This is a genomic window from Archangium sp., from assembly GCF_057119385.1.
The window spans coordinates 16,919-40,648 of record NZ_DBNGVP010000038.1 but is presented as its reverse complement, the minus strand read 5'-3'; the positions used below and the strand labels follow the sequence as shown (position 1 = coordinate 40,648).

The 23,730-nt window shown below is 69.1% G+C and carries 18 protein-coding genes; 5 read left to right on the top strand and 13 right to left on the bottom strand.

Annotated features, from left to right (window positions below; genetic code table 11):
- Window positions 1-2,151 (top strand): HYR domain-containing protein (locus AC16DP_RS09520; protein ID WP_483956678.1); only part of this gene is annotated, 2,151 nt, incomplete at its 5' end.
- A gap of 91 nt (window positions 2,152-2,242) precedes the next feature.
- Here AC16DP_RS09520 and AC16DP_RS09515 read toward each other — a convergent pair.
- From AC16DP_RS09515 to AC16DP_RS09470, 10 genes are all read right to left on the bottom strand, one after another.
- Window positions 2,243-3,994, bottom strand: coding sequence for a DUF885 domain-containing protein (locus tag AC16DP_RS09515; RefSeq protein WP_329731245.1), 1,752 nt, complete (start codon window positions 3,992-3,994; stop codon window positions 2,243-2,245).
- A gap of 316 nt (window positions 3,995-4,310) precedes the next feature.
- Window positions 4,311-6,545: a xanthine dehydrogenase family protein molybdopterin-binding subunit gene (locus tag AC16DP_RS09510; protein ID WP_329731246.1), complete on the bottom strand. Its 2,235-nt coding sequence runs from the start codon at window positions 6,543-6,545 to the stop codon at window positions 4,311-4,313.
- Window positions 6,542-7,537, bottom strand: a complete 996-nt coding sequence (locus AC16DP_RS09505) for an FAD binding domain-containing protein (protein WP_329731247.1) — start codon at window positions 7,535-7,537, stop codon at window positions 6,542-6,544. Before AC16DP_RS09505 ends, AC16DP_RS09510 begins: the two co-directional genes overlap by 4 nt.
- Window positions 7,534-8,067: a (2Fe-2S)-binding protein gene (locus AC16DP_RS09500; RefSeq protein ID WP_329731248.1), complete on the bottom strand. Its 534-nt coding sequence runs from the start codon at window positions 8,065-8,067 to the stop codon at window positions 7,534-7,536. The genes AC16DP_RS09505 and AC16DP_RS09500 overlap by 4 nt, the downstream gene beginning before the upstream one ends.
- 151 nt (window positions 8,068-8,218) lie before the next feature.
- Window positions 8,219-8,767 (bottom strand): response regulator, encoded by a 549-nt coding sequence (locus AC16DP_RS09495; RefSeq protein WP_329731249.1) that lies wholly within the window; start codon window positions 8,765-8,767, stop codon window positions 8,219-8,221.
- Between the two features lie 77 nt (window positions 8,768-8,844).
- Window positions 8,845-10,086, bottom strand: a complete 1,242-nt coding sequence (locus AC16DP_RS09490) for a cytochrome P450 (RefSeq protein ID WP_329731250.1) — start codon at window positions 10,084-10,086, stop codon at window positions 8,845-8,847.
- 121 nt (window positions 10,087-10,207) lie between these two features.
- Window positions 10,208-10,390 (bottom strand): hypothetical protein, encoded by a 183-nt coding sequence (locus AC16DP_RS09485; RefSeq protein ID WP_329731251.1) that lies wholly within the window; start codon window positions 10,388-10,390, stop codon window positions 10,208-10,210.
- Window positions 10,387-11,307 carry a cation diffusion facilitator family transporter gene (locus AC16DP_RS09480; RefSeq protein ID WP_329731252.1) on the bottom strand — a complete coding sequence of 307 codons (921 nt, stop codon included), beginning with the start codon at window positions 11,305-11,307 and terminating at the stop codon, window positions 10,387-10,389. The genes AC16DP_RS09485 and AC16DP_RS09480 overlap by 4 nt, the downstream gene beginning before the upstream one ends.
- A gap of 48 nt (window positions 11,308-11,355) precedes the next feature.
- On the bottom strand, window positions 11,356-12,600 hold the full coding sequence (locus AC16DP_RS09475) for an energy transducer TonB family protein (RefSeq protein ID WP_414640766.1): 1,245 nt from the start codon (window positions 12,598-12,600) through the stop codon (window positions 11,356-11,358).
- Window positions 12,601-12,699: 99 nt separating this feature from the next.
- On the bottom strand, window positions 12,700-14,442 hold the full coding sequence (locus tag AC16DP_RS09470) for a SpoIID/LytB domain-containing protein (protein WP_329731254.1): 1,743 nt from the start codon (window positions 14,440-14,442) through the stop codon (window positions 12,700-12,702).
- A 168-nt stretch (window positions 14,443-14,610) separates the two neighbouring features.
- Between AC16DP_RS09470 and AC16DP_RS09465 the strand changes: the two genes are divergently transcribed.
- From AC16DP_RS09465 to AC16DP_RS09450, 4 genes are all read left to right on the top strand, one after another.
- Window positions 14,611-15,822, top strand: a complete 1,212-nt coding sequence (locus tag AC16DP_RS09465; RefSeq protein ID WP_329731255.1) for a right-handed parallel beta-helix repeat-containing protein — start codon at window positions 14,611-14,613, stop codon at window positions 15,820-15,822.
- A 74-nt stretch (window positions 15,823-15,896) separates the two neighbouring features.
- Window positions 15,897-16,178: a CopG family ribbon-helix-helix protein gene (locus AC16DP_RS09460; protein ID WP_329731256.1), complete on the top strand. Its 282-nt coding sequence runs from the start codon at window positions 15,897-15,899 to the stop codon at window positions 16,176-16,178.
- Window positions 16,166-16,468 carry a type II toxin-antitoxin system RelE/ParE family toxin gene (locus AC16DP_RS09455; protein WP_329731257.1) on the top strand — a complete coding sequence of 101 codons (303 nt, stop codon included), beginning with the start codon at window positions 16,166-16,168 and terminating at the stop codon, window positions 16,466-16,468. Before AC16DP_RS09460 ends, AC16DP_RS09455 begins: the two co-directional genes overlap by 13 nt.
- A gap of 106 nt (window positions 16,469-16,574) precedes the next feature.
- Window positions 16,575-18,020 carry a hypothetical protein gene (locus AC16DP_RS09450; RefSeq protein WP_329731258.1) on the top strand — a complete coding sequence of 482 codons (1,446 nt, stop codon included), beginning with the start codon at window positions 16,575-16,577 and terminating at the stop codon, window positions 18,018-18,020.
- Between the two features lie 54 nt (window positions 18,021-18,074).
- Here AC16DP_RS09450 and AC16DP_RS09445 read toward each other — a convergent pair whose 3' ends face one another.
- The 3 genes from AC16DP_RS09445 to AC16DP_RS09435 form a co-directional block, all read right to left on the bottom strand.
- On the bottom strand, window positions 18,075-18,545 hold the full coding sequence (locus AC16DP_RS09445) for a hypothetical protein (RefSeq protein ID WP_329731259.1): 471 nt from the start codon (window positions 18,543-18,545) through the stop codon (window positions 18,075-18,077).
- Window positions 18,546-19,150: 605 nt separating this feature from the next.
- On the bottom strand, window positions 19,151-22,366 hold the full coding sequence (locus tag AC16DP_RS09440) for a lantibiotic dehydratase (RefSeq protein WP_329731260.1): 3,216 nt from the start codon (window positions 22,364-22,366) through the stop codon (window positions 19,151-19,153).
- Window positions 22,363-23,616 carry a lanthionine synthetase C family protein gene (locus tag AC16DP_RS09435; protein ID WP_329731261.1) on the bottom strand — a complete coding sequence of 418 codons (1,254 nt, stop codon included), beginning with the start codon at window positions 23,614-23,616 and terminating at the stop codon, window positions 22,363-22,365. The genes AC16DP_RS09440 and AC16DP_RS09435 overlap by 4 nt, the downstream gene beginning before the upstream one ends.
- Window positions 23,617-23,730 lie beyond the last annotated feature (114 nt).

Sequence of the window (23,730 nt, the reverse complement as noted above, 5' to 3'; positions counted from 1 at the left end):
GCGGACGGGACGGTGAAGTGGACGTTCCCCATCCAGGAGTACAGCTCGGGAAAGACGACGTCGACGACGTTCGACTTCGAGGATGACGGGCGGCTGGAGGTCATCTACGCGGACGAGCTGAAGCTGCGGATTTTCGACGGAGTGACGGGAGCGCTGCGCTGGGAGACGGCGCACAGCTCGGGCACGACGCACGAGTTCCCCATCGTGGCGGACGTGGACGGGGACGGCGCGGCGGAGATTGTCACGGTGGAGAACAACCACGGCGCCCCGGGCTTCAACGGGGTGCGCGTGTGGCACGACAAGAAGGAAGGGTGGGCCGGGACGCGCAAGATCTGGAACCAGCACGCGTACAGCATCACGAACGTGAACAACGACGGAACGATTCCGACGCTGCCCGCGGCCAACTGGCTCAACCCGAAGCTCAACAACTTCCGCTCCAACGTGGCCAACTACTTCGGTGACGGGCCGAGTCCCTTCGCGGCCGCGGACCTGCTGGCGTCGGATGTGACGACGTCGTGCGATGGCTACGGCTCGCTGGTGCTGGGCGCGCGCGTGCGCAACCAGGGCGAGGTGGCCGTGGCGGCGGGTGTGAAGGTGGCCTTCTACAAGGGCAATCCGGCCACGGGTGGCACGCTGCTGGGCGTGGCCACGGTGACGGATGCGCTGCCGGTGGGCGGCTCGGCCATCGCGACGGTGGTGGTGTCCTCCACCAGCTTCGGCACCACCGAGGTGTGGGCCGTGGTGGACGATGACGGCACGGGCAAGGGCACCATTTCCGAGTGCCGCGAGGACAACAACGGCTCCTCGGCCACGGGCAACCTGACGTGCACGGTGACCACGCCGACGAACAAGCCGCCGGTGGCGCTGTGCCGGGACGTGACGGTGAACGCGGACGTGTACTGCCTGGGCAGCGCGAGCGTGAACAATGGCAGCTACGACCCGGACAACGGGCCGTCGCCGTTGTCCATCACCGAGGTGCCCACCACCTCGCTGCCCCTGGGTACGCATCCCGTCACCCTGACGGCCTCGGATGGCGCGGCGACCGACCAGTGCGTGGGCAACGTCACCGTGGTGGACACCACGAAGCCGACCGTCAGCTGCCCGGCCTCGCAGGTGCTCGAGACGTGCTCGCCCGCCGGAGCCCCGGCCACCTTCGCGGCCTCGGCCACGGATACCTGTGGCCCGGCCACCCTGTCGTGCTCGTACGCCTCGGGCTCCACCTTCCCGGTGGGCGAGACGTCCGTCTCCTGCTCCGCCAGGGATGATGCGGGCAACACGGCCTCCTGCCGCTTCAACGTGACCGTGACCGGCGACACCACGCCGCCGGTGCTCAGCTGCCCGACCTCTCCGATCGTCATCCGCGCCTGCGCCCCGAGTGGCACCCGGGTCAACTACACGACCTCGGCCACGGACAACTGCGGCGAGGTGGCCGTCAACTGCTCGCATCCCTCGGGCTCCACCTTCCCTGTGGGCGAGACGCCCGTCACCTGCTCGACCCAGGACGCCTTCGGAAACGTGTCCACGTGCGGCTTCTCGGTGATCGTCGGCAGCACGGGCGGCGGCGATGATGACGAGGGCGACGACGGCGATGACGACGGCGATGGCCACGGCAACGGTGGTGGCGGTCACGACGACGATGACGACGGCAACGGTGGTGGTGGTGGTGGCGACGACGTCTGCGGCTACTGCAATGACGGCGCGCCCGTGGCCGGTGCGGACAAGGGCGTGCAGATGTGGCCGCCCAACCACAAGTACGTGACCCTGTCGCTGTCCGACTGCGCCCAGCCCGCGACGGACTCGTGCGGCAACACGCTGCCGCTGGACACGTACGGCCATGTGCTCCGCGTCACCTCGGACGAGGTGGAGGATGCCAATGGCAACGGTGACGGCCGCACCTGCGAGGACATGTCCATCATCGTGGGCAAGTCGTTCGTGCAGATCCGCTCGGAGCGCGAGGGCACGGGGGATGGCCGCGTCTACACCATCCACTACGCCATCACCAACGACGCGGGCCTCTCCACCGAGGCCTCCTGCCGTGTGGTCGTGCCGCATGATCAGTCCGGCCGCACGGTGGTGGACAGCGGCGTGAAGTACTGCGTCGGCCAGGGATGCCCCGAGGGCACCACCGAGGGCAGTCCGCTCTGCAAGTGAGTCGATGATCGGGTGAAGTAGCGCGGGGCCCGGGACCAGCGGTTGGTTCCGGGCCCTTCGATGGGAGAGTGGGCGCTGAGCCGTCCGGCGCTCAGTTCTCGCCGAACATCAGCCGGCGCACCACGGGCACGGGCGGGTAGCCGTAGGAGACCACGGCGTCATGGAAGCGCTGCAGGGTGAAGTCCTTGCCCCAGCGCGCCTTCGCCTCCTCGCGCAGCTCCAGGAGCATCTTCTTGCCCAGCGCGTACACCAGGTAGGTGGGATCGCTCGTGCCCCGGCGAGCCTCGCGCTCGGCGTTGATGCGCGGCATGTACGCCTCCTCCTCGAAGAAGCGCACCGCCTGCTCGTACGTCATGCCGCGCGTGTGCAGCGACAGGCCCACCATGTAGCGCGCCAGCCGCTGCAGGTAGAGCGCCAGCTGGTTCAGCTTCAGCTTGTCCGCCGCCACGCCCCTGCCGCCGTAGCCCGCCTCCAACATCATCTGCTCGGTGTACAGGCCCCAGCCCTCGCTGAAGGAGCCGCTGCCCATCAACTGCCGCACCCGCGAGTCCACCTTCTTGTTGGTCCACAGGTACTGCACGTAGTGGCCCGGGTAGGCCTCGTGGATGGAGACGAGCTCCAGCGCATGGCGGTTGTAGAAGCTCATGTGCTGCTCCGTCTGCTCGGCGCTCCAGGACGGGTCCGGCGGCGTGACGTAGTAGTAGGCCTCGGTGGCCACTGTCTCGAAGGGGCCCGGCGTGTTCATGCTCGCGAAGGAGAGCGCCCGGTTGAAGCTCGGCGTCTCCGCCACCTGCGCCCGTACCTCGCTCGGGATGGTGATGATGTGCTGGTCCACCAGGAACTGGCGGATCGTCTCCAGCGTCGCCCGCGTGGTGGGCACCAGTTCCGCCGGAGTGGGGTGCTCCTTGCCCAGCTCCCGGTACACGTCCATGGGCGCCCTCTTCGCATCCAGCCGGCGCGCCACCTCACGGAACTCGTCCTGAGTGCGCTTCAGCTCCGCGCGGCCCCAGGCCAGCAGGCTGTCGATGTCCTCGGTGACGCCCTCCTCGTAGGAGAGCTTCCGGCGGTAGATGGACTCGCCGATGGCGAAGTCCCCGTTGGAGCGCGGCAGCAGGTCCTCGCGTAGGAAGCGTACGTAGTCCTCCAGGGCCGCGAGCGCCTTCGCCTGCTCGCGCGTGAAGGACTCCTGGAGGGCCGCGTCCTTCACCGGTGCGAAGGCCTGGGGCAGGGTGCTGGCGAGCAGCGAGCGCGTGCCCGCCGCCTGTTGCAGGGCGATCTCCGTCCACAGCCGGGGCGGGTTCTTCAGCGCCGCCTTGCCCGCGGCGAACACCTCGGGCAGCCGCGCCATGCGGGCCACCGCCGAGCGCATCCGCTGCTCGAGCGGCGCGAAGTCCCGGTTGATGAGCCCATAGACGGAGCTGGAGGCGGTGCTCAGATAGGTGTTGGGGTTGCGCTCCCAGCCGCGCACCTCCTCGATGTCCAGGATGCGGGCCTTCAGGTTGGACTCGAAGATGTCGTAGTCGGCCTGGTCGAGCGGGGACAGCCGGGAGCGATCCACCTGCTGGGGCAGGGTGACGAGCTCCTGTTTCAGGAAGGCGGCCCAGGACAGCTGCTCCTCGGCGGTGAAGCCGGCCAGCTGGTCATCGTAGGTGTGCAGGCCCTTGCTGGTGGCGAACTGGGGGAAGCGGCGGAACTGCTCCTCGAGGTGCGCATCGACGATGCGGCGCAGGGCCTTCCGGTCGGGAGAGAGCGTGGGGGCCTCCGCCTGGGGGGCGGGGCGCGAGGTGGCACAAGCGGACAGCAGGACGAGCAGCGCGGCGGCGAGCACGCGGGTGGACGGCATGTACAATCAACACCTCCGGTAGGGTGGGGAGCCTCGCCCACCCACGCCCCCGCGACAACCCGGGAGTCGAGGAGCAGCGGATGCACCCGAGTGTGGACGCGGGGCTGGCCGCTGAAGGGGGGACTCCAGGCCTGGCGGGCCGAGGTGCTCGCCTCCCGCCAGAGGAATCCCTTCCCGGCGGATGCCGAGGACTGGGAGTGGTTCGTGTCCGCCCCTTGATCCCTTTCAGGACTGTGACCGAATATTCCCTCTCCCGGAGGGCGAGGGGAAATGGACGCGGTATCAGCGCTTTGTCTCAGGACATCCCTGAGGCGATTTAGAGCAGCTTGTCTGGAGTGATTGGCAGGTCCCGGACGCGTTTTCCCGTCGCGTGGAAGATGGCGTTGGCGATCGCGGCCGCCACGCCCACGATGCCAATCTCTCCCAGCCCCTTGGCACCGAGCGGATTGACGATGGTGTCCTCCTCGTCGACGAAGATCACGTCGATGTCCCGCACGTCGGCGTTCACGGGCACGTGGTACTCGGCGAGGTTGTGGTTCATGAACCGGCCGAGCTTCTGATCCGGGACCGACTCCTCTTCCAGCGCCATGCCGATTCCCCAGACGACCCCACCGAGGATCTGGCTTCGCGCCGTCTTCGGGTTCAAGACGCGGCCGCCCGCGATGGCGCTGACCACGCGGGTGACCTTCACGGTGCCGAAGTCCTCGTCGACCCTGACCTCCGCGAACACCGCCGAGTGCGTGCACAGCGTGTAGGCCGACTGTTTGTGTTTGTCGGGCAGGGACACCGTCTGCTCCTCGATGTGGAGGACCTCTCCGTGCCGCATGGCCTCGGTGATGGACACCGCCCGGGAAGGGTCCTCCTTGGAGCGGATGTGCCCTCCCTCGAACGACACTTCATCCAGGCGGGCCTTCGCGAGGGGCGAGCCCTTCACCTTCCGTGCGAGCTCGAACACCCGCTCGCGCACCTTCTCGCAGGCCGCCTTCACCGCCGAGCCCACCGAGGACACGGTCCACGAGCCGTCCTCGAGAGGTGACATGGGCAGCGAGGAATCCCCCAGCTTGAAGGTCACATCCTCCACCGGCAGGCCGAGCGTCTCCGCGGCGATCTGGGTCATGACCGTATAGGTCCCGGTTCCGATGTCGGCGGTGGCGCTGCTGACGGTGAGCTTGCCGTCGATGCCCAGGACGGCCTTCGCGCTGGCCTCCTGCTGCATGGCTTCCCAGATGCCGGTGGCCATCCCCCAACCGATGAGCTGCCTGCCCTCGCGCATCGAGCGCGGGGCGGGCGTGCGCCTGGCCCATCCGAAGCGCTCGGCACCCTGCTGGTAGCAGGCCCGGAGCTCCTTGCTCGAGAACGGCTTGTCCTCGTTCTGATCCCGCTCGGCGTAGTTCTTCAGCCGCAGCTCGAGCGGATCCATGCCTACGGCGGAGGCCAGCTCGTCCATGGCGCACTCCAGCGCGTACACGCCCACGGCCGCACCGGGCGCGCGCATGTCGATGGGCGTGTACGTGTCGAGCTGCGCCACCTTGTAGTCGAGCCGGACGTTGTCGCACCGGTAGAGCAGGCCGGACCAGTTGACGATGACCTCGATGTAGTCCTCGAAGCGCGAGGTCTCCGAGACGGTCTCGTGGATGACGGCCTCGAGCTTGCCCTCCGCCGAGGCGCCGAGCGCCACCCGCTGCAACGTCGTGGGGCGGTGGCCGAACGTGAACATCTGCTGGCGGGTCAGCGCCACTCGCACCGAGCGTTTCAGCTCGCGCGCCGCCATCACCGCCAGGAAGAGTTGATACTGTGGCCGCAAGCCCGAGCCGAAGGCTCCTCCCACGAAGGGCGAGCGCACGCGCACCTCTTCCGGGGACAGGTGGAACACCTTCGAGACATACTTCTGGGTGTTCATCACGCCCTGGGTCTTGTCGTAGACGGTGAGCGTGCCGTCGTCGTCGTAGACGACCGTCGTCGCGTGCATCTCCATCGGGTTGTGGTGCTCGACGGGCGAGGAATACTCCGCGTCGATCCGCGCCGCGGCGTTGGCGAGCGCCTTGTCGGCATGGCCCCTGGGCTTCGGAGGCGGTTCGAAGCCTCCTTTTCCCTCCTTGGGCGCATAGGCCTTGTCACGCCGGGCCCGCAGATCCGTTTCGTGTGAATGGGATTTGTACTCCACCTGGACGAGCGACGCGGCGTAGCGCGCCACCTCGAGCGTTTCCGCGACGACCAGCGCGATGGGCTGTCCGCTGTAGACGATCTCGTCGTCATGGAGCGGCCGGAACGGCGAGCCCGAGGGAGCGTCCTCGTCCTGGTAGTTGCGGTCGAACCAGGCGGCTCGCGGCCGGTTCTCGTGCGTGAAGACGTGCAGCACGCCCGGGACCGCGAGGGCGGCACTCGTGTCGATCTTCTTGATCTTCCCCCTGGCGATCGCACCCGACACGACGCAGCCATGGGTGAGACCGGGGACGTTGAACTCCGCGGCGTATTTCGCCTCGCCCGTCACCTTGAGGCGGCCATCGACGCGGCTGATGGGTCTTCCAAGCAGGGTCGAGGTCTTCGTCATGACGGCTGCTCCATCCCGGTGGCTTGCTCCAGGGCCCGCACCACGGCCCGCTTCGCCAGCTCGATCTTGAAGGTGTTGTGTCCGAAGCCCTTCGCCTCCCGGACGATCGCCTCCGCGACGGCGCGGAAGTTCTCCACGGTGGCGGGCTTGCCGCTCAACATCGCCTCGGCTGCCGTGTCGCGCCACGGCATGTGGGCCACGCCGCCGAGCGCGAGCCGGGCCTCCCGGATGTGGCCACCGTCCAGCTCCAACGCGGCGGCCACCGATACGAGCGCGAACGCGTACGACTGACGGTCCCGGATCTTCAGGTAGGCGTGATGCGTGGCGAAGCCCTTCGCGGGCAGGTCCACGGCGGTGATGAGCTCATCGGGCCGCAGGTTCGTATCCAACTCTGGCGTGTCTCCGGGCAGGCGGTGGAAGCCAGAGAAGGGAAGGGTGTGCTCGCCATCCGGCCCGGTCACGCGGACGGTCGCGCCGAGCGCCGCGAGCGCCACGCACATGTCCGACGGATGGGTGGCGATGCACTTGTCACTGGTGCCCAGGATGGCATGGATGCGATTGAAGCCGCCAATCGCACCGCAACCCGAGCCGGGCGCTCGTTTGTTGCAGGGCGTGGCCGTGTCGTAGAAGTAATAACACCGCGTGCGCTGGAGCAGGTTGCCGCCCGTCGTCGCCATGTTGCGCAGCTGTGCCGATGCGCCCGCGAGGATGGCCTTGGACAGCAAGGGATAGCGCTGCAGGATCCGCTCGTCGTAGGCGGTGTCCGCATTCGTGACGAGCGCGCCGATCCGCAAGCCACCGTCCCCGGTCTCCTCGATCCTCGCCAAGGGCAGCCGCGTGATGTCGATCAGCCGGGCGGGCCGCGAGACATTCTCCTTCATCAAATCGAGAAGGTTGGTGCCGCCCGCGATGAACCGCGCCCTGTCGTTCTTCGCGATGGCGCTGACCGCGCCCGCGATGGTCTCGGCCCGCTCGAAGGAAAACGGATTCATGGGCCACCACTCCCTTCCCGCGCTCGCCGCACCTGGTCGATGGCCGCGAGGATGTTGGGGTAGGCGCCACACCGGCAGAGGTTGCCACTCATCAGCTCGCGGATGTCCTCCACCGTCTTCGCCTTGCCCTCGTTGAGCAGCCCCACGGCGGAGCAGATCTGTCCGGGAGTGCAGTAGCCGCACTGGAAGGCGTCGTGCTCGATGAAGGCCTCCTGGAGCGGGTGGAGCGTCTGGCCCGTGGCGAGCCCCTCGACGGTCGTCACCTCCGCTCCGTCCTTCATGACCGCCAGGGTCAGGCAGGAATTGATACGCTTGCCATTGACGAGAACGGTACACGCCCCGCACTGGCCGTGGTCGCAGCCCTTCTTCGTGCCGGTGAGGCCGAGGGTCTCACGCAGCAGGTCGAGCAAGGTCGTCCAGGGCGCGACCTCCAGCTGTTTCTCCGTGCCATTGACCTGGAGGGTGATCCGTTGTGTGGAGGGTGGACCCGCGGGTGGGGCTTCGTGGGCCTGGTTCCTGGAATGACTCATGTGAACACCTTCGTGGAGAGACGCACCGGGGCGCCAATCTTCGTCGGCGCGCATGCGGTAGCCGCTCGAAGGTGTTCTTGCTATCGAGTAGTCAATAACAGGCCCGTCAGGCGGGCCCGCTCCTGTACTGAACGTGACGGACCGTGCCGTTCTACGCGGCTCCACTTCGCGCCGGCCGCGGCGACTCGATGAAGGCGATCAGCTCGTCGATGTCGATGGGCTTCACGAAGTGTTGACGGAAGCCCGCTGACTGGCTGCGCGTGCGGTCCCCATCCTGGCTGAAGCCCGTGAGCGCGGCGAAGACGGGGCTCGATTCTCCCAGCCGCTCGCGAATGCGCTCGGCGACCCCATAGCCATCCACCTCGGGCAGGCCGATGTCGAGGAGCGCCACGTCCGGACGGAACGTGTCGGCCTGCTGGAGCGCCTGCGGGCAGTCGTGTGCCACGGCCACCTCGTACCCGCTCATGTCCAGCAGCTCGGCCAGGGCCTGGAGGGTCCGGATGGAGCCGGACATCTCCCGCTCGAAGGCCGTGGCGAGCACGCGCGCCGAACGGATCACCCGCCGCTCGGCGTCCTGGCGCTCCATGCGGGCCAGCTGGAAGACCACGACCGCGGCGAAGACGACGGCGGGCAGGAGCGTACCGGCCGCGAGCCGGACGAGATGCCAGCGGAGTGGGAGGGAGGGGGCCGGGGAGGACAAGGCGGGGCTCCCCGGCACGGTAGCTGGAGCACCGTGGGCCGTGCAAACGAAGCCGTGCCCTGGTGTCTACCACCGCATCAGCCCAGTGACACCTCGAGCCTGGACATGGCGCGCATGATGGGGTGCGGCGTGAACTCCGGCTCGCCCAGCAGCTGCATCTTCGGGAAGCGCTGCACCAGCGTGCCCACGACGATGTCCAGCTCCTGCCGGGCCAGCGCCGCGCCGAGGCAGAAGTGCTGGCCCGCGCCGAAGGCGATGGTCTGGCTCACGTCGCGGCGGATGTCGAAGCGCTCCGGCTCCGGGAAGACCTCGGGATCGTGGAGCGCGGCGGTGACGAAGGGGATGACCATCTGGCCCTTGCGGATCTTCTGGCCGGCGAACTCCAGCTCCTCCTTGGCGAACTTGGGGATCCCTCCCTTGCCGAAGAGATCGTAGCGCAGCGACTCCTCGATGGTGTTGCGGATCAGCGAGGGATCCGCGCGCAGCTGGGCGAGCTGATCCGGGTGCCGCAGCAGGCTGTAGAGCGCCCAGTTGGCCGCGTGCACCGTGGTGTCGGAGCCGGCGGTGATGAGCGCCTGGATGAGGGAGAGCATCTCGTCCTCGCTGAGCTTGCTCTCGCTGTCCCGGGCGGTGATGAGGGTGCTGAGCAGATCGTCCTCGAGCAGGTGCTCGCGGCGGCCGGCGATGAGCTCGCGGAGCATCCGCATCCACCGCGGCATCGGGGCGATGAGCGCGAAGAGCTCCTCGGGCTTGTTGAAGGTGATGGAGGCGCGGATCACCGCCAGTCCGAAGGCGCGGAACTCGGCGCGCTTGTCGTCCGGAATCTTCAGCATGTCGCTGATGACGCGCATGGGAAGCGGCTCGGTGACGGACGTGAGGTTGACCCGCTCGCCCTTCACGTTCTCGGCGATGATGTCATCCACGGCCTTCTGGATCTCCCCGCGCATGCGCTCGGCGGCCCGGGGGGTGAAGGCGCCACTGACGAGCCGGCGCACGCGGGTGTGATCGGCGTCGGCCAGGCCGAAGAGCCCGTTGTCCATCATCTTCTTGTACTCGGCGTGCTCGGGCGGCCAGGCCGAGGCGTTCTGGGCGAACTCCCAGACGCGGTAGTCATTGCTGAAGCGGCGATCCAGCAGCAGCGCCCGGACGTCCTTGTGACGGGAGAAGACGATGGCGTCCCCACGCGGCCGCCAGTGGTAGACGGGCGCCTGCTCACGCAGCCACTTGTAGGTGGGGTAGGGATTGGTGACGAAGGAGGGATCGTCCAGGTCGAGGACGAAGTCGGGGCCGAACGCTGGCGTCGAGGAGGTCTGCATCATGGCTCTCGGGGTGGGGGGAGCGGCCATGAGCGTATCGCGCGGAGCGCACCATGGCACCGCCCGCACCCGTTTCCAGGATTCCCAACGCGTGGGAAAGCCTGGCCCCTCGAGCCGCGAGGGCTCAGCAGTGCGCCACGGGCGCCTTCATGGAGAAGAGGAGCATGGGGCGCACGAGCGCGTCGAGCTCGGCGTCGTGCTGGCGCTGCTGGGCCGCGGCGCCGCGCAGCTCGCGCTTGCCGGAGAGCAGGTAGCTGGCGCCGATGAGGGCCAGGGTCGTGACGTAGATGGCGAGTTCCAGGTTCATGCCCGGGTAGGGTCCGGAAGGGCGCTTTGTGACGGGCTCCCCGGCTCCACGTGCACCACCACGTCCACCACCTCGGGGAATTCCGCCTGAAGCCGGGCCTCCACGGCGTCCGCCAGCACGTGGGCCTTGGCGGTCGTCAGCTGGGGATCCACCTCGATCTTCAGATCCACGTACACCGTCCCCTCCATTCCCCGGCTGCGCACGTCGCGGCACGAGCGCACGCCCGGCACCTGGAGGGTGAGGTTCATCACCTTCTGCGGATCCAACCGCGCCGTGTCCGAGAGGATACCCACCGCCTGCTTGACGATGCCCCACGCCACCCGGGCGACCACCACCAGCACGCCCAACGTGACGATGCCGTCCGCCTTGGGGAAGCCCAGCCACACCAGCCCCATGGAGCCCAGCACCGCCAGCGTCACGCCCACGTCCGAGAGCGTGTGCCGCGCGTCCGCCAGCAGCAGCGGGCTCTGCAGCTTCTCGCCCTGCCGGCGCTCGATGGTGGTGACGGCCAGGTTGACCAGCAGGGTGCCCACCATCACCGCCGCCATGAGCGGCGTCACCGTGGGGTGCCGGTCGTGCAGCAGCGAGTCGAACGCCATGCGGCCCAGCTCCAGCATGGCGATGCCGATCATCATCCCGATGCCCAGCGAGGCCAGCGCCTCGAACTTGCCGTGGCCGTAGGGGTGATCATCGTCCGCGGGACGGGAGGCCACGGACATGGCCACCAGGCCGAGCACGTTGGAGCCGCCGTCGATGAAGGAGTGCACGCCGTCCGCGGTCACCGCGGCCGAGTCGTTCATCCACCCGAAGACGATCTTGGCCACCGCCACGGCCCAGTTGGCCACGAGGATGGTGGCGAGCACGGTGCGCACCTTCCGGTTGCGCTGGATCTGCGAGGAGGCATCCACGCGGCGCACCCTAATTCCAACGAGGCCCGCGCGCGAGCCTCCCGGGTGCCCGGGTCCTCAGTTGGGCTGGCGGAAGAGCCGCATCCGGGGGCCGCCACCCATCTCCATGAAGAAGCCGAACTTGAAGCGCACCTTGGAGTCGTCCTCCAGCAGGCCCGGCGGCGGGTTGGGGAAGGGCTGGGCCTTCTTGAAGGACTCCACGGCCGCCAGGTCCAGGAAGTCCAGCCCGCAGCTCTTCTCGATGGTGATGTTGGCCACCCGGCCGTTCTCGTCCAGGGTGACGTTGACCAGGGTGTAGCGATCCCTGCCGCTGTAGGTCTGCCCCGAGGGATCCCTCCGCATCAGCACCGAGTTGGGATCCCACTGCGTGCCCACGCTCTGCTTCACCCGGTTGAAGAAGCTGGCGTACTTCCACTCGCGGGTATTGAGGTAGGTGCCCTCTCCCTCGTCCACGTCCTGGAGCCGGTCATTGGGCGCCCCGCCGATGATCTGATCCATCACCGCCTGCGAGGGCATCAGCCGGGCCATCCCCGGGGAGCCCAGGCGGCCACTGGAGCCCTCCTCGTCGTCCTCGAAGCCCTGCTGGATGCGCAGCCGCTTGGAGTTGCCGGCCAGCTCGTCGCTCTCGTCGCTGTTGTTCACCTCCATGCCGGGGCCGGGGGAGGTGGGATCCTGCTTGAGGGCGATCTCCTGCTTCTTCTTGGCGTCGGGCAGCTCGAAGGCGGACTTCTTGCCGCCCTCCTTCATGGGCCGCTCGTCCGCGCCCGCGCCGTTGTTGCCGGCGATTTGAGGCGCCTTCTCGTCACTGGGGCCCGAGCCCTCCCGGGACTCGCGCGCCGTCGTGCGGGGCATGGCGTTGCGGTAGAAGGGCGTCTGGTTCTTCGCGCGCGTCTCCTTCTCCACCTTGTTGTCGTGCTCGGCGAGGTACTGGGCGTCCGGTGCTTCCTGCTGGTTGCCCGGGGCCACGTCCACCACCTGCCCCTTGGGCATCTCCTCGGGCTTCTTCTTCTCCGGCGGCTTCTGCTGGCTGGCCGGAGGGAGCTTCGAGTCGGGCGCCTGGGGGCCGCGGTTCTTCGCCCACTCCTGGGCACTGAGGGGGCGCATGACGACGGCGCTCGCCGGCCTGGGGGGCTTGGGCTCGGGCGGCAGGTTGAGCTGGATGTGGGCCATCAGCGCCAGCAGGCCGACGAAGGCGCCGTGCGCCAGCAAGGCCAGCACGAGGGCAATGAGGTAGCGAGCGGGGTGTTCCCGCCTGCGCCTGCGCCTGGACGTCTGCTCTGGAACCGAAGGACCCGTCGACACGCGTGCTGATGATAACCCCCGAACCCGTCCGTTACTCCCAAGACGTTTTCGGGGCGACAACCTGGGTTGGACCACTCCCCCTGGAGTGTACGCACTCTTCTAGTAGATGGGCGCGACCTCGGCACCGTTGAAGTAGAAACGAAGGATGTCCTGGTAGCGCTGTCCGGCCTCCGCCCGGCCGATGGCGCCCGTCTGGCACATGCCCACCCCGTGGCCCCAGCCGCCGCCGCGGAAGCGCCAGCCGGTGAGGCGGCCCTCGCCGTCCCGCTCCTCCTCCACCAGGGCCATGGCGCTGTTCAGCATCCCGAAGAGCCGGCGGATGTTCAGCTCGCCCCGCACCTGGGTGACGCCCTTCTCGCCGGCCACGGTGAGGGTGCGGGCCCGGCCGGAGACTCCCCGCTCGCCCAGGCTCAGCGCGTGCACCGGCCCCACCTCGAGGTGCGCGGTGAGCGCGTTCACCTGCTCCACGGTGAAGCGCTTCTCCCAGCGGTACTTGCCCGCCCGCGCGAAGGTGGAGAGGCGGCACGCCGCGGGCAGCTCCGCCTGGAGGTACTCCGCCAGCGTCGCGGGCGTGGGCACTCCCTCCGCCGGGCCGATCAGATCCGGCCTCCCGCGCAGGCTCGGGTTGGGCGGGCCTCCCCAGACGACGTCGTTGTCCTCCGTGTGGCCTCCGCACATGGCGCTGTACACCGAGTCCACCAGCTTGCCGTCCGAGGAGAAGAGCCCCTGGCCGCGCGTGGCCTCGACCGCCGCGCTGGTGCTCGCCGCCTCGCCCGTGCGGCCCCGGTACACCGCGCAGTGCTGCTCGGAGCACAGCAGGTAGGGATCCGCCAGGTGCTTGATGCCCACCTTCGCCAGCACCTCGCCGCGCGCCGTCACCGCCTGCGCCTTGAGGGACTCCGGGTGCGCGCGGGCGTAGATCTCCGAGGGCACCAGCCCCTTGAGCAGCTCCTCCAGCTTCACCACGTTCACCACCGCCAGCGTGCCGTGGCGATCCACGGAGAGCTGCAGCGTGCCGCGGAAGCTCCGGTCCTCGAAGCCGTGGTTGTCGTAGCCGACGTCGTGCTCCACCTGCCGCACGTCGAAGCCGGCGTCGTCCAGCGTCTCCGCGTAGAGGCTGTCCTGCGCGAGCCCCACCACGTTGCCCGCCTCGTCGCGCAGCTCGAGGATGGCGCGCGCGGGGGCGCGGACCTCCTCGAAGAGGGTGGTGCGCACGCCGAACTGGCGCAGCAGCTCCGCCTGGCGCTCCGTGGCCTGCTTCGGGGAGAGCTGCTCGTCCAGCAGCAGCAGGTAGCGCCGGTTGTCGATGACCTTCCCCGCGATGCCGTAGAGCACGCCGAGCACATGCGCGCGCACCGCCACGCCCCGGGCCTGCCACCGGCCCTGCACCTCGGCGAGGCCCTCCTTGTCGGCGAAGGGAAGCTCCTCGAGCTGGATGCGCACGGACAGCTCCGCGGGCGTGCCGTCGGTGACGCGCACCGTCCACACCGAGCCCGCGGGCGCCTCCAACATCCGCTCCGCTTCCCCGCCGAAGCGCAGCCGCATGCGCCCCCTGGGGGAGAAGCGCACCTCGCGGCGGCCCTGCATCAACCCGATGGGGACCTGCGGCTCACCGCCCCGGAAGTCCAGGCGCTTGAGGCTGTCCGGGCCGGGCAGCTCGCCGGGGGGGGGCGCATCCAGGGGGGGGAGGGAGGACTTGTCCGGGGGCGCGGGCGCGGCGTGGCGCGGGCGGGCCGAGGACTCGGAGCGCAGGGCCTCCGGAGCCGGCGCGGACGCGAGCGGGCGCGGTGCGGCGCAGGTGACGAGGAGCAGCGCGAGGAGTGGGAGAACGGCTTTGAGCAAAGCCCCCCGACGGTACCTGTGGAAGGCGCGGGCCGCCACCTCCTGGTTGGAGTCCAGGCGGGCAGCGAGGCGGGGGGGCGAATACCGGGGCCCGGTATGGGGGTTCCCCCTGCTCATGACAATCCAAGCAAGCAAGAAGAGCAGGACTCCAGCGGCCCTCCTGGCCGCTTGCTCGCGGGCACCTACGCCGAGCGCGTCGTCATCGGCGACAACGCCAAGGCCGGCTCCGAGGGCTCGCCCATCACCCTGCAGGGCGAGGGCAAGCCGCGCATCGTCCCGGGCTCCGGCTCCGGCGCGCTCGTGCAGGTGCGGCGGCCGTACTGGATCCTCGACGGCCTCGAGCTGGATGTGCAGCGGCAGCCCGTCTACGCGGTGACCTTCCAGGGGAACGTGAAGGGCTCCACGCTGGCCAACTCGGAGCTGCACCACGGCACGCATGGTGCGGCGGTCACCACGTATGACAGCGCGACGGGCGCGGTCATCGAGAACAACCACATCCACGACTTCGTGAAGAGCTCGGGCAACCAGGACTCGCACGGCGTGGTGGTGCAGCCGGCGTCGCACGACATCACGGTGCGCAACAACGACATCCACGACAACTCGGGTGACTCGGTGCAGTGCCTGGGGCCCGAGGGCTTCAGCTCGCTGCCGCCCGCGGAGGGGCTGCTCATCGAGAACAACCACTTCTACGCCAACCGCGAGAACGCGGTGGACATCAAGACGTGCCACGACGTCACCATCCGGAACAACAAGATGCACGGCTTCAAGCCGAGCTCCACGGCGAAGGGTGACGCGGTGGTGGTGCACTACTCGGCGCGGGACGTGGTCATCGAGGACAACGAGGTCTACGACTCGGGCAAGGGCATCTCGGTGGGAGGCAACCACGAGGGGCCGGTGCCGAGCGGCGTGGTGGTGCGGCGCAACCGCGTCCACGACATCTCGAAGCAGGGCGGTGGCGAGGGGACGGCCATCCGGCTGGAGAACTCGGAGGGCACGGTGCTGGTGAACAACACGGTGACGCGCGCGGACACGGCGCTGATCCTGGGTCACGGCACGGGCGGTGCCACGAGCAACCTCCAGGTGGAGAACAACCTCATCGCGGAGTCAGGGGTGGCGGTGAACCTGGGCGGCCAGCGGCCGGGCCTGAAGATGAGGCACAACCTGTTCCCGGCGGGCGCGCAGTTCACGGCCAACGGCAAGACGGTGGACCTGGTGGGCTTCCAGCAGGCGGCGGGGGACAGCACGTCCACCACGGGCAACGCGGGCGCGGCGCCGCCGGCCTTCGGGCCGGACTCGGTGGCCGTGGACCGGGGCGCCAACGTGGGCCTGCCCTTCTGCGGCGGGGCTCCGGACATCGGCGCGGTGGAGACCGGCTGCTAGACACGGCTCCCTTGCCCGCCTGATGCGCTGGTACTAACGTGGTAGTACCTTCATCGTTCCAGGGGACTCTTGTCATGGCGACATCGCTCAAGCTGCCACCGCAACTCAAGAGCCGGGTCGAGGCGGCGGCGAAAGGGGCGGGCAAGAGTCCCCACGCCTTCATGGTCGAGGCCATCGAGCAGCAGGTCGCCCAGGCGGAGCGCAGACGCCGCTTCGTCGAAGAGGCACTGGCCGCGGAGAAAGAGGCGCTCGAGACGGGTGAGGGCTTCAACGCGGACGAGGTGCATGAGGCCATGGCGGCTCGGGCCCGGGGTGGCAGGACCCGGCGCCTCAAGGCCACGCCATGGCGCGAGTAGTCTATGCCGCCAGGGCGTTGGCGGACTTCGAGCGGATCGTCGACTTCGTTGCCGGGCATTCGCCCGAACTGGCGGAGCTCGCGGTCGCGCGGATCAGCGAGGCCGTGTCCGTGCTGGAAAAGCATCCGCTGATTGGCCGCCCCGCCGAGCAGGGGTTGCGCGAGCTGGTCATCTCCCGCGGCCGCACGGGATACATCGCGCTCTATCGCTTCCTGAAAGCGGAAGACACCGTGCTGGTGCTCGCGCTGCGGCATCAGCGAGAGGTGGGTTACGTCGATGTGGACGAGTGACGGACCGGACCGCCCACGGCTCCCTGAGTTGGTGAACAAGAGAAATCCCCATTTCTCCCTTCCTTTTTGGCAGGCTGGGACCTTCAACCCGAGGGAGAGCTTTGCCATGAAAACGATTCGGAGCCTTGGAGCCGTGGGCCTGCTGGCCACCTGTTTGATCGGAGGGAGCGCCTTCGCGCAGTGGACTGGGGCTGTGTGCGGATGGGGCGCGGACGACTGCAACCGGTGCGTTCCCGACGCGGTCGCCGCCGTGAACGGACTGCGCGACCATGGTGACGTGCTCGGCTTCCATCCCATCGGAGATCCGGTCACGCTGTTCAATCACTGGCAGGGCATTCAGCGCCTGCCCGGTGCCGGAGGCAGGTACCTCGCCGTCTCGCACTCGGGGACGACCAAGGCCTTCACGGTGGTGGAGATGGGCTCCCGGAACACGGAGGGCGCCCGATTCCGCTCCAACCGCCTCGAGCCCAACGTGTCCTATCCCGCCACCCCACCGTCCAGCTCGGACCGGGCCATCACCGACGCGTGGTTCTGGGACATGAGCTACACCCACGCGGGTGGCATGCAGGCCTCGGGCAACCTGCTCGCCGTGCCGCTGGAGTCGAGTCCATCCGGCGAGAATGGCCGCGTCGTGTTCTATGACATGGCCACTCCCTGGAGCCCCGTCCGCCTGACGGTGAGTCAGTGGGGGCAGACGGCGGCCGCGGGCACGGCCTCGTTGGCGAAGCTCTCGGACGGGCGCTTCCTGCTCATCCTCGGGCGGGCCAATGCCAACAATCTCGAGTTCTACCGCTCGACGGGTGGGGACTTGCGCTCGGCGGCCGCGGGCTTCGTTCTGCTGGACAACTGGAACGAGGGCGAGTTGCGCTCGACCATCGGTGACTGGGAGTTCGGCAACTACCAGAACCTCGATCTGGTGACCCAGTGTGACGGCACGCTCTTCCTGGCGGGGACGCACCTGAACTCCACCAACGGCGAGGACTGGATCGATCTGTTCCGGCTGACGGAGGAGTCCGGCCAGGCGGTCATCACCAAGGTCGCGAAGAAGCACCTGTACTGCGGCTATCCCTCGCCCGGTTACGACACTGGCACCAACCGCCAGTGCAATCTGGACGCGGCGGGCGGCATCTACGTGGACCCGTCGGGCCAACTCATCGTCTACGGGACCGAGCACGACAACGATGGTCCCAACAGCTCGGTGAAGATGATGGAGTTCCGCGCGACCTTTCCCAATCCCGGCTGCGACAGCGACATCAACCGGGCCTTCGTCGAGCTGTATGACGACTCCGACTTCAGCGACCGCGGGCTGATGATCGACTACCCGGATTATGGCAAGGAGAGCTACTCCAACTTCTCCTACATCGAGGGCTTCAACGACAAGGCCTCGGCCGTGCGCTACTGCCTGCCTTACGGATGGCGTGCGCGTCTGTACGAGCACGCCAGTTTTGGAGGCAGCTACCGTGAGCTCAGTGGCCGCGGCTCGGTGAATCTCAACAACGTGAGCTTCGGGGACAAGACGTCCTCGATGCGGTTCGTCTACCTGGGGTACTGAGCGGCGCTGCTTCGTTGCCATGTGTGTCTCGATGGAGAGACCTGCTCGCCCGAGCTATGTGAGCCCGGCGAGCCGGCGGGCTCGTTCCACCGCGCTGGTGATCTCCTCCTGGAGTGCCGGGTGGTACTTCCGTCCACGCGTCCGCCGCCCGATGTCAGCGATGAGTTCAGCCGTCTTGCGCCTCCCAGTGGGAGAGCCTTTCGATGCCGTCGCGGCAAGGACGCAGGCCAGAAGGCGGCGGTCCAGTCCGGAGTAGCCGAGTCGCTCCATCCGCCGCAGGTAGGGTGAGAACAATCGCCAAGGACCCTCACTCGCCGCGGTGAGCAGGTCCTCGGCGATTCGTCGCCGCAACTCCAGTTGCTCGCTCGCCGTGAGCGCTTCATCTCTAAGGAGTCGCAGCTCCAGTCGTTTGTACGCCTGGAGCTTCTCGGCGACAGAGGCATTCCGGAGCGAGAGGAGGAGGCGACCTCGTGCCTGGCCGATGCGGAGAGACCTCTCCTCTGCCCGGGTCAGTGACCGGGACATGGCAGCCGCACTCCGTTCCAGGAATAGAGAGCCTCAGGCCAGAAACCATGGGTGGTGCAGTAGTGCATGCAAGCTGAACAGCGAGTTTCATTCTTGTAGCGACCCGGCAGGCTTTCTCCGCCTGCATCTACGCACCTGACGTAGTAGTCCGTGCAGCGATCCTTCGTGGCAGTATCCGGTGTGAGCGCCTCGCTCGCCTCAGTCTCTTTGCCCGTATCGATCGGCGGAACTGGCCCGGGACCCGGGGGTTTGGGCTCTTGGGGTTTGGGCACTCTGGGGGGCTTGGGAGACTTGGGAGCCACCCCCAACTGCTCGCAAGCTGCCGCTGAGCCGTTCTTGCATGCACAATCCAGTGTGCCTACACATCCAGGGCCGGGTCCGGGTCCCATGGTTGATTGTCGCAACTGGGATGGGACTCCAACACAGCCCACCAGATAGCTGCACATCAGCGTCGCCCATGCGAAGAAGCGCATGGGTTCATCCGAGCATGGCCTGTTTGCCCAGCACAACCGGGTCCGTGGTTCAGCGCATCGTTCTTGTGCAGGACCCGATAGTGCCCCAGCCCCCTGTACACGTTCGGTTCGCAGCCCGAGCAGCTCTCATGCTCACCCAGCGGCGCGGCGCTGGCGTGCGGCCCGGGACTCGTAGAGCCGGTGGAGCAGATCGTAGAGGACGAGCTCCTGGGCCCGCGCGGCCGTGCGCAGCATGCGGTTGACGTGCATGTGCACGTAGCTCTCGGCCAGCTGCTCCACGCCCTGGTTCAGCTTGCCCTCCGCCTCCCGGGCCCGCAGCTCGCCCACCCATGGGGCCGAGCGCTCCGAGCGCCTTCGCAGTACCTCTCGTGCGGGTGCCAGCGCGCCTTCTTCCACCGCGGAAGTGGGGGCGAGCAGGGCCTCCAGCTCCCGCCGGTGCTCGCGGAACTTCTCGCCGAGCTGCCGCTCGAACGCCACGTCCACGCGGAACTCCCGGCCATAGCCCTCGCGCAGCCGCCCCATCACCCGGCGCTTCGCCTCCAGGTCCATCCCCATGTCCCCGAGCAGCATGTCCACGCCGAGCAGGCTCACGCGCCAGCGTGCATCCGCGTCGCCGGAGTAGCGCTCCAGCAATTCCAGCACGGCCTCGCTGTCCACGTGGAAGAGGCGCTCGGCCAGCAGCATGGCCTCGGGTCCTCCGTAGCGCTCCACCTCGCGCTCGTACGTGTCGAGCTGCACGCGCCACACCAGCCCCTCGTGCTGCAGAGGCGCCAGCCTCTCGTACAGCCCGCCGAGCACCTCCCCCCGCAGCCGGGCAGGGGGCCCGTGCAGGCGCAGGCGCACGTGCCAGTCCGGATCCCCGTAGCGGATGAAGAACCCGTGGTCCGCCGCGCCCGAGGCCAGCGCCTCCCGCATCAGCGGCGCCACCGCCTCGAGCAGGACGCGGTCGGCCGTGGCCGTGCCCGTGTAGAGCTTCGCGTAGAGCCACTCGGTGCCGGGCGCGAACGAGCGGGGCAGGGACGCGGTGCGCGGACGGAGCTCCGAGGCGGCGGGGCGCTCCGTGCGCACGAAGGGCACCACCAGCTCGTTGACGAAGTGGCCCTCGGGACCGTGTGCGCAGCGGGCCTCGTCGGGCAGCTCGACGAGCTCCGCGTGCTCGCGCTCCTTCACCAGGTGGACGAAGGTCTCCACGCTCAGCACGTTGTCCAGATCCACCGGCAGCACGTTGTCCGCGTCCGTCACCCCCGCGAAGCGCGGCAGCCCCAGCTCGTCCCGCAGCCGCTGCACCGCCTGGTAGCGCGCGCCACCGTGCACCTCGCCCAGTGCCTCGAGCGCCTTCGCCGGCAGCCGCCACCGGGCGCGCTGGAGGATGAGCCGCCCGGCGACGACACGCGGCAGGAACGGGCTCGTCTCCAGGGCGCCCCACCTCCACTTCATGCCTCCCGTCGTGCCCTGCTGCTGGAGGGTCGCCAGGAAGCGGTAGAGCCGCAGGTGGGCCCGGGCGAAGTTGTGCGCGTTCGTCAGCCGCGGCAGCACCTCCCGCCCCAGGCGCTCCGAGCGCAGGACGATGCGCCGCCCCTGGACGCTGACGCGCAGGTCCGTGATGGGCAACTGCCGCTCCGGCTCCGCGCCCGAGCGCCCGAGGAACACGATCTCATGCCCGCGCAGCACGGGCCGGCTCAGGATGTTGCCCACCCGTCCCTCGGGCTGGTGGACCACCTCCGCGTGGAGGACGTCCGGGCGGAGTGCCTCCTCGGCGCGCAGGTGGGCCTCCACGTGCCGGTGGAGCTCCGGGTCCGCGTGGCAGAAGCGGCCCAGCAGGTTCGCTCCGGAGGGCCCCACCACCCCGTCGATGATCACCTGGAACTCCCCGGCGCCGAGGGCCTCCTCCGAGGGCGCCAGCAGGGTCGCCATGACCGCGAAGGAGTCCGGCAGGGGCGGCGCGTCCCGGGACTCCAGCGCCTTCAGATCGTGCTCGTCCAGCACCAGCTCGCGCGCGCCCGTGCGCAGCGTCTCCGCCAGCCGGCGCTGCAGGTGCTGCTGCCGGGCTCCCCAGGCAACGCGCTCCTCCGCGGCCGGGGCGGGGAACGCGAGCCCCTCCAGCAGCGGCGAGGCCTCCGCCGTGGGCACGTCCGCCTGGTCGAAGCCGATTCCCGCCTCCTCGTCGAGCACCTCGACGAGGGGCACCTCGCGCTCGCCATAACGCTGCTGGAAGGCCTCCCGGAAGTGGCGCAGGTGGAGCGGCTCCTGGGCCGGGTGGAGGCGGTGCAGCAGCCGCACGGCGCGGGAGAGCTCCTCCACGGGCGCCGGGCCCAGCTTCAGCTCCTCGGCGGGCTTCACCATGTCCACCTGGAACATGCGCGACAGCTCCACCGGCGCCGGCAGTGCCTCCAGTCCCCGGGCGAGGGCCCGGTAGTGCTCGGGGTCCACTCCGGGCGGGAGCTGGTTCAACTCCTCGAGCACCCGCCGGGCCTGCTCCAGCCGCTGGTGGAACCCGGTGGCCGGAGCGAGGGGACGCAGCTGCGCGAGCAGATCATGGATGGGCTCGGGGCCCGTCACCGCGGGCGACAGCTCCGGCACGAGCAGCTGACTGGAGATCAGCTCCCCGACATAGGCCTCGGCCTCCTCCAGGGACACCTCCGGGTCCGCGTCCGCGAGCGCCTGGGCCAGCGCGCGTGGGCTCGCTCCGGAGCGGGCCCGGGTGAGCGTGGCCTCCAGGTAGTCCGTGGGCTCCACCGCGACGAGGTGGTACGTGCGCGTCCGGCCCTGGAGGCGTGACTCGGCGTAGCGGAGCCGTCCCCCCGCCCGGTAGAGGCTGGTGTTGGGCCGGTAGAGGAGCACCTCGCGCAGCTCGGGGAGGTGGGCCAGCCGCTCCGCCAGCGTGCAGACGTAGTCCATGTCCAGCCGTGCGTGCCGCTGGTACCGCTGGCGCCCGGCCAGCGCGAAACGGGTGGCCTCGCCCAGGTGTCCCACCGAGTAGCCCGCGAAGAGGCCGAACGGGGTGGCACGTCCGGCGAGGCGGGACCAATAGCGCACGAGGGCGCGCTCGACCTTCTGCCCCCGCTCGCTCCCGGGCGCCTTCCTCCAGCTGTCGTGGCTCTCATCGAGCGACGGCGAGGCGAGGAAGAGGGCCTCGCGAATCTCGGGACGGGCGAGCGCGGCCTGGAGCCGCTCGCGGAGCAGGGCACTATCCGTGGCCAGCGCCACTTCCAGCCGGGCCAGGTCCCCCTGCCGCGCGGCCTCGCGGGCCGACAGCCCCTCGCTCCACGCGAGCAGCTCGTCGAAGGGCAACAGGGGCGTGCGGAGGGCGAAGAAGCCCGAGGGGACGAAGCCGTGGGGCGGGGTCATGGCGTGGCCGAGGGCGGAAGGGACATGAGGAACATGCGATCCCACGTGGGCTCCACCGGCGAGGCCGCGGCCAGCAGCGCCAGCGCGACACCGGTGGCCCCCGTGAGGAGCGCCGGGGAGGCGAGCCACTCGCGCGTGAGATCGGGCCGCACCTCGTGGGAGAGGAATCCCCCCAATCCCTCTCCCGGGCGGTGGAAGGAGAGGGTGTTGCGGAACCAGGCCCGCGAGGCCCGCGCGAAAACCTCCTCGCCGGTGGCGTGGAAGAGCCGGTGGTGGAGGTGGGCCAGCCCGGCGGCGCCATGACACAGGCCCGCGTCCTGCACCTGTGCGCCGTCCGTCGAGCGCTCCGCCATCTCGCGGCACAGCGCGAGGGCCTCCTGCTCCCAGCCCGGTTCCTCCACGGCCCGGGCCACCTGCAGCAGCGTGAGCGTCAGGCCGGGATCGCCGTAGCACCACGCCGGGCGGTTGGGCCAGGTCTGGTGGTGGGCGCTGAGCCACGACGGAAAACACGAGCCCTGGGTGGCCGGTTGCCGCCGCGCCATCAACCAACGCCAGCCTCCGCGCAGCAGCTCGAGCGCCTGGGACGTCGCGATGCCCGCGGCGGCGGCTCCCGCCAGCACCCAGAGCACGCCCGGCATGCCGTGGGCCACGCCCAGGTTGTAGGCCCCCTCGGGGAACTGTCCGCGCATGGCCGCGGGAATGAGGGGCGGTGGCGTCCACCAGCGCAGGCCTCCCTCGGAGGGTTGCGCGAGCTCCGCGAGCCGGGCGACGAGCTGCTCCAGGCAGTCCCGGGCACCCGGACGGGGAAGCCGCTCCAGCGCGTAGACGCCCAGCCCCACCAGGCCACTCACGAGATCATAATGGTACTGCCAGGGACGGGTGCGCAGCAGCCCGGCGAGGGCCTCGTCGATCTCCGTGAGCGGATCCTCCTCCACGTTGGAGGTGCCCCGCAGGTGCTCGACGGTCCAGGCGATACCGGTGAAGCCCTGGTAGAGGTCGGGAGGCAGCGGCTGGGTGGCCACCGCCTCCGAGGCCGAGTCGAGTAGTTGCTCCATGCACTCCAGGTGGCGGGACCGCGCACTGTCTCTCGAGAGGTAGGAGAATAGCAGCGCCATACCGGCCTGCCCCGAGGCGAAGGAAGGATCGCGCGTCGCGAGCCGCTCCGGCAGCGAGAGTTCCTCCGCGATACCGGCGACGAGGCGCAGGGCCGTCTCGCGCTCCTCTCCATCGAGCAGGGAATTCCATCTCATGGGCTGAGGCATACGGGTTATCCCTATGTAGCCAATCCTATGTCGCCAATGGGCTGCGCCCTACGTGTTATCCCTTGTACCCAATTCTGACTGTCCTGTCCCGCATGACGGTTC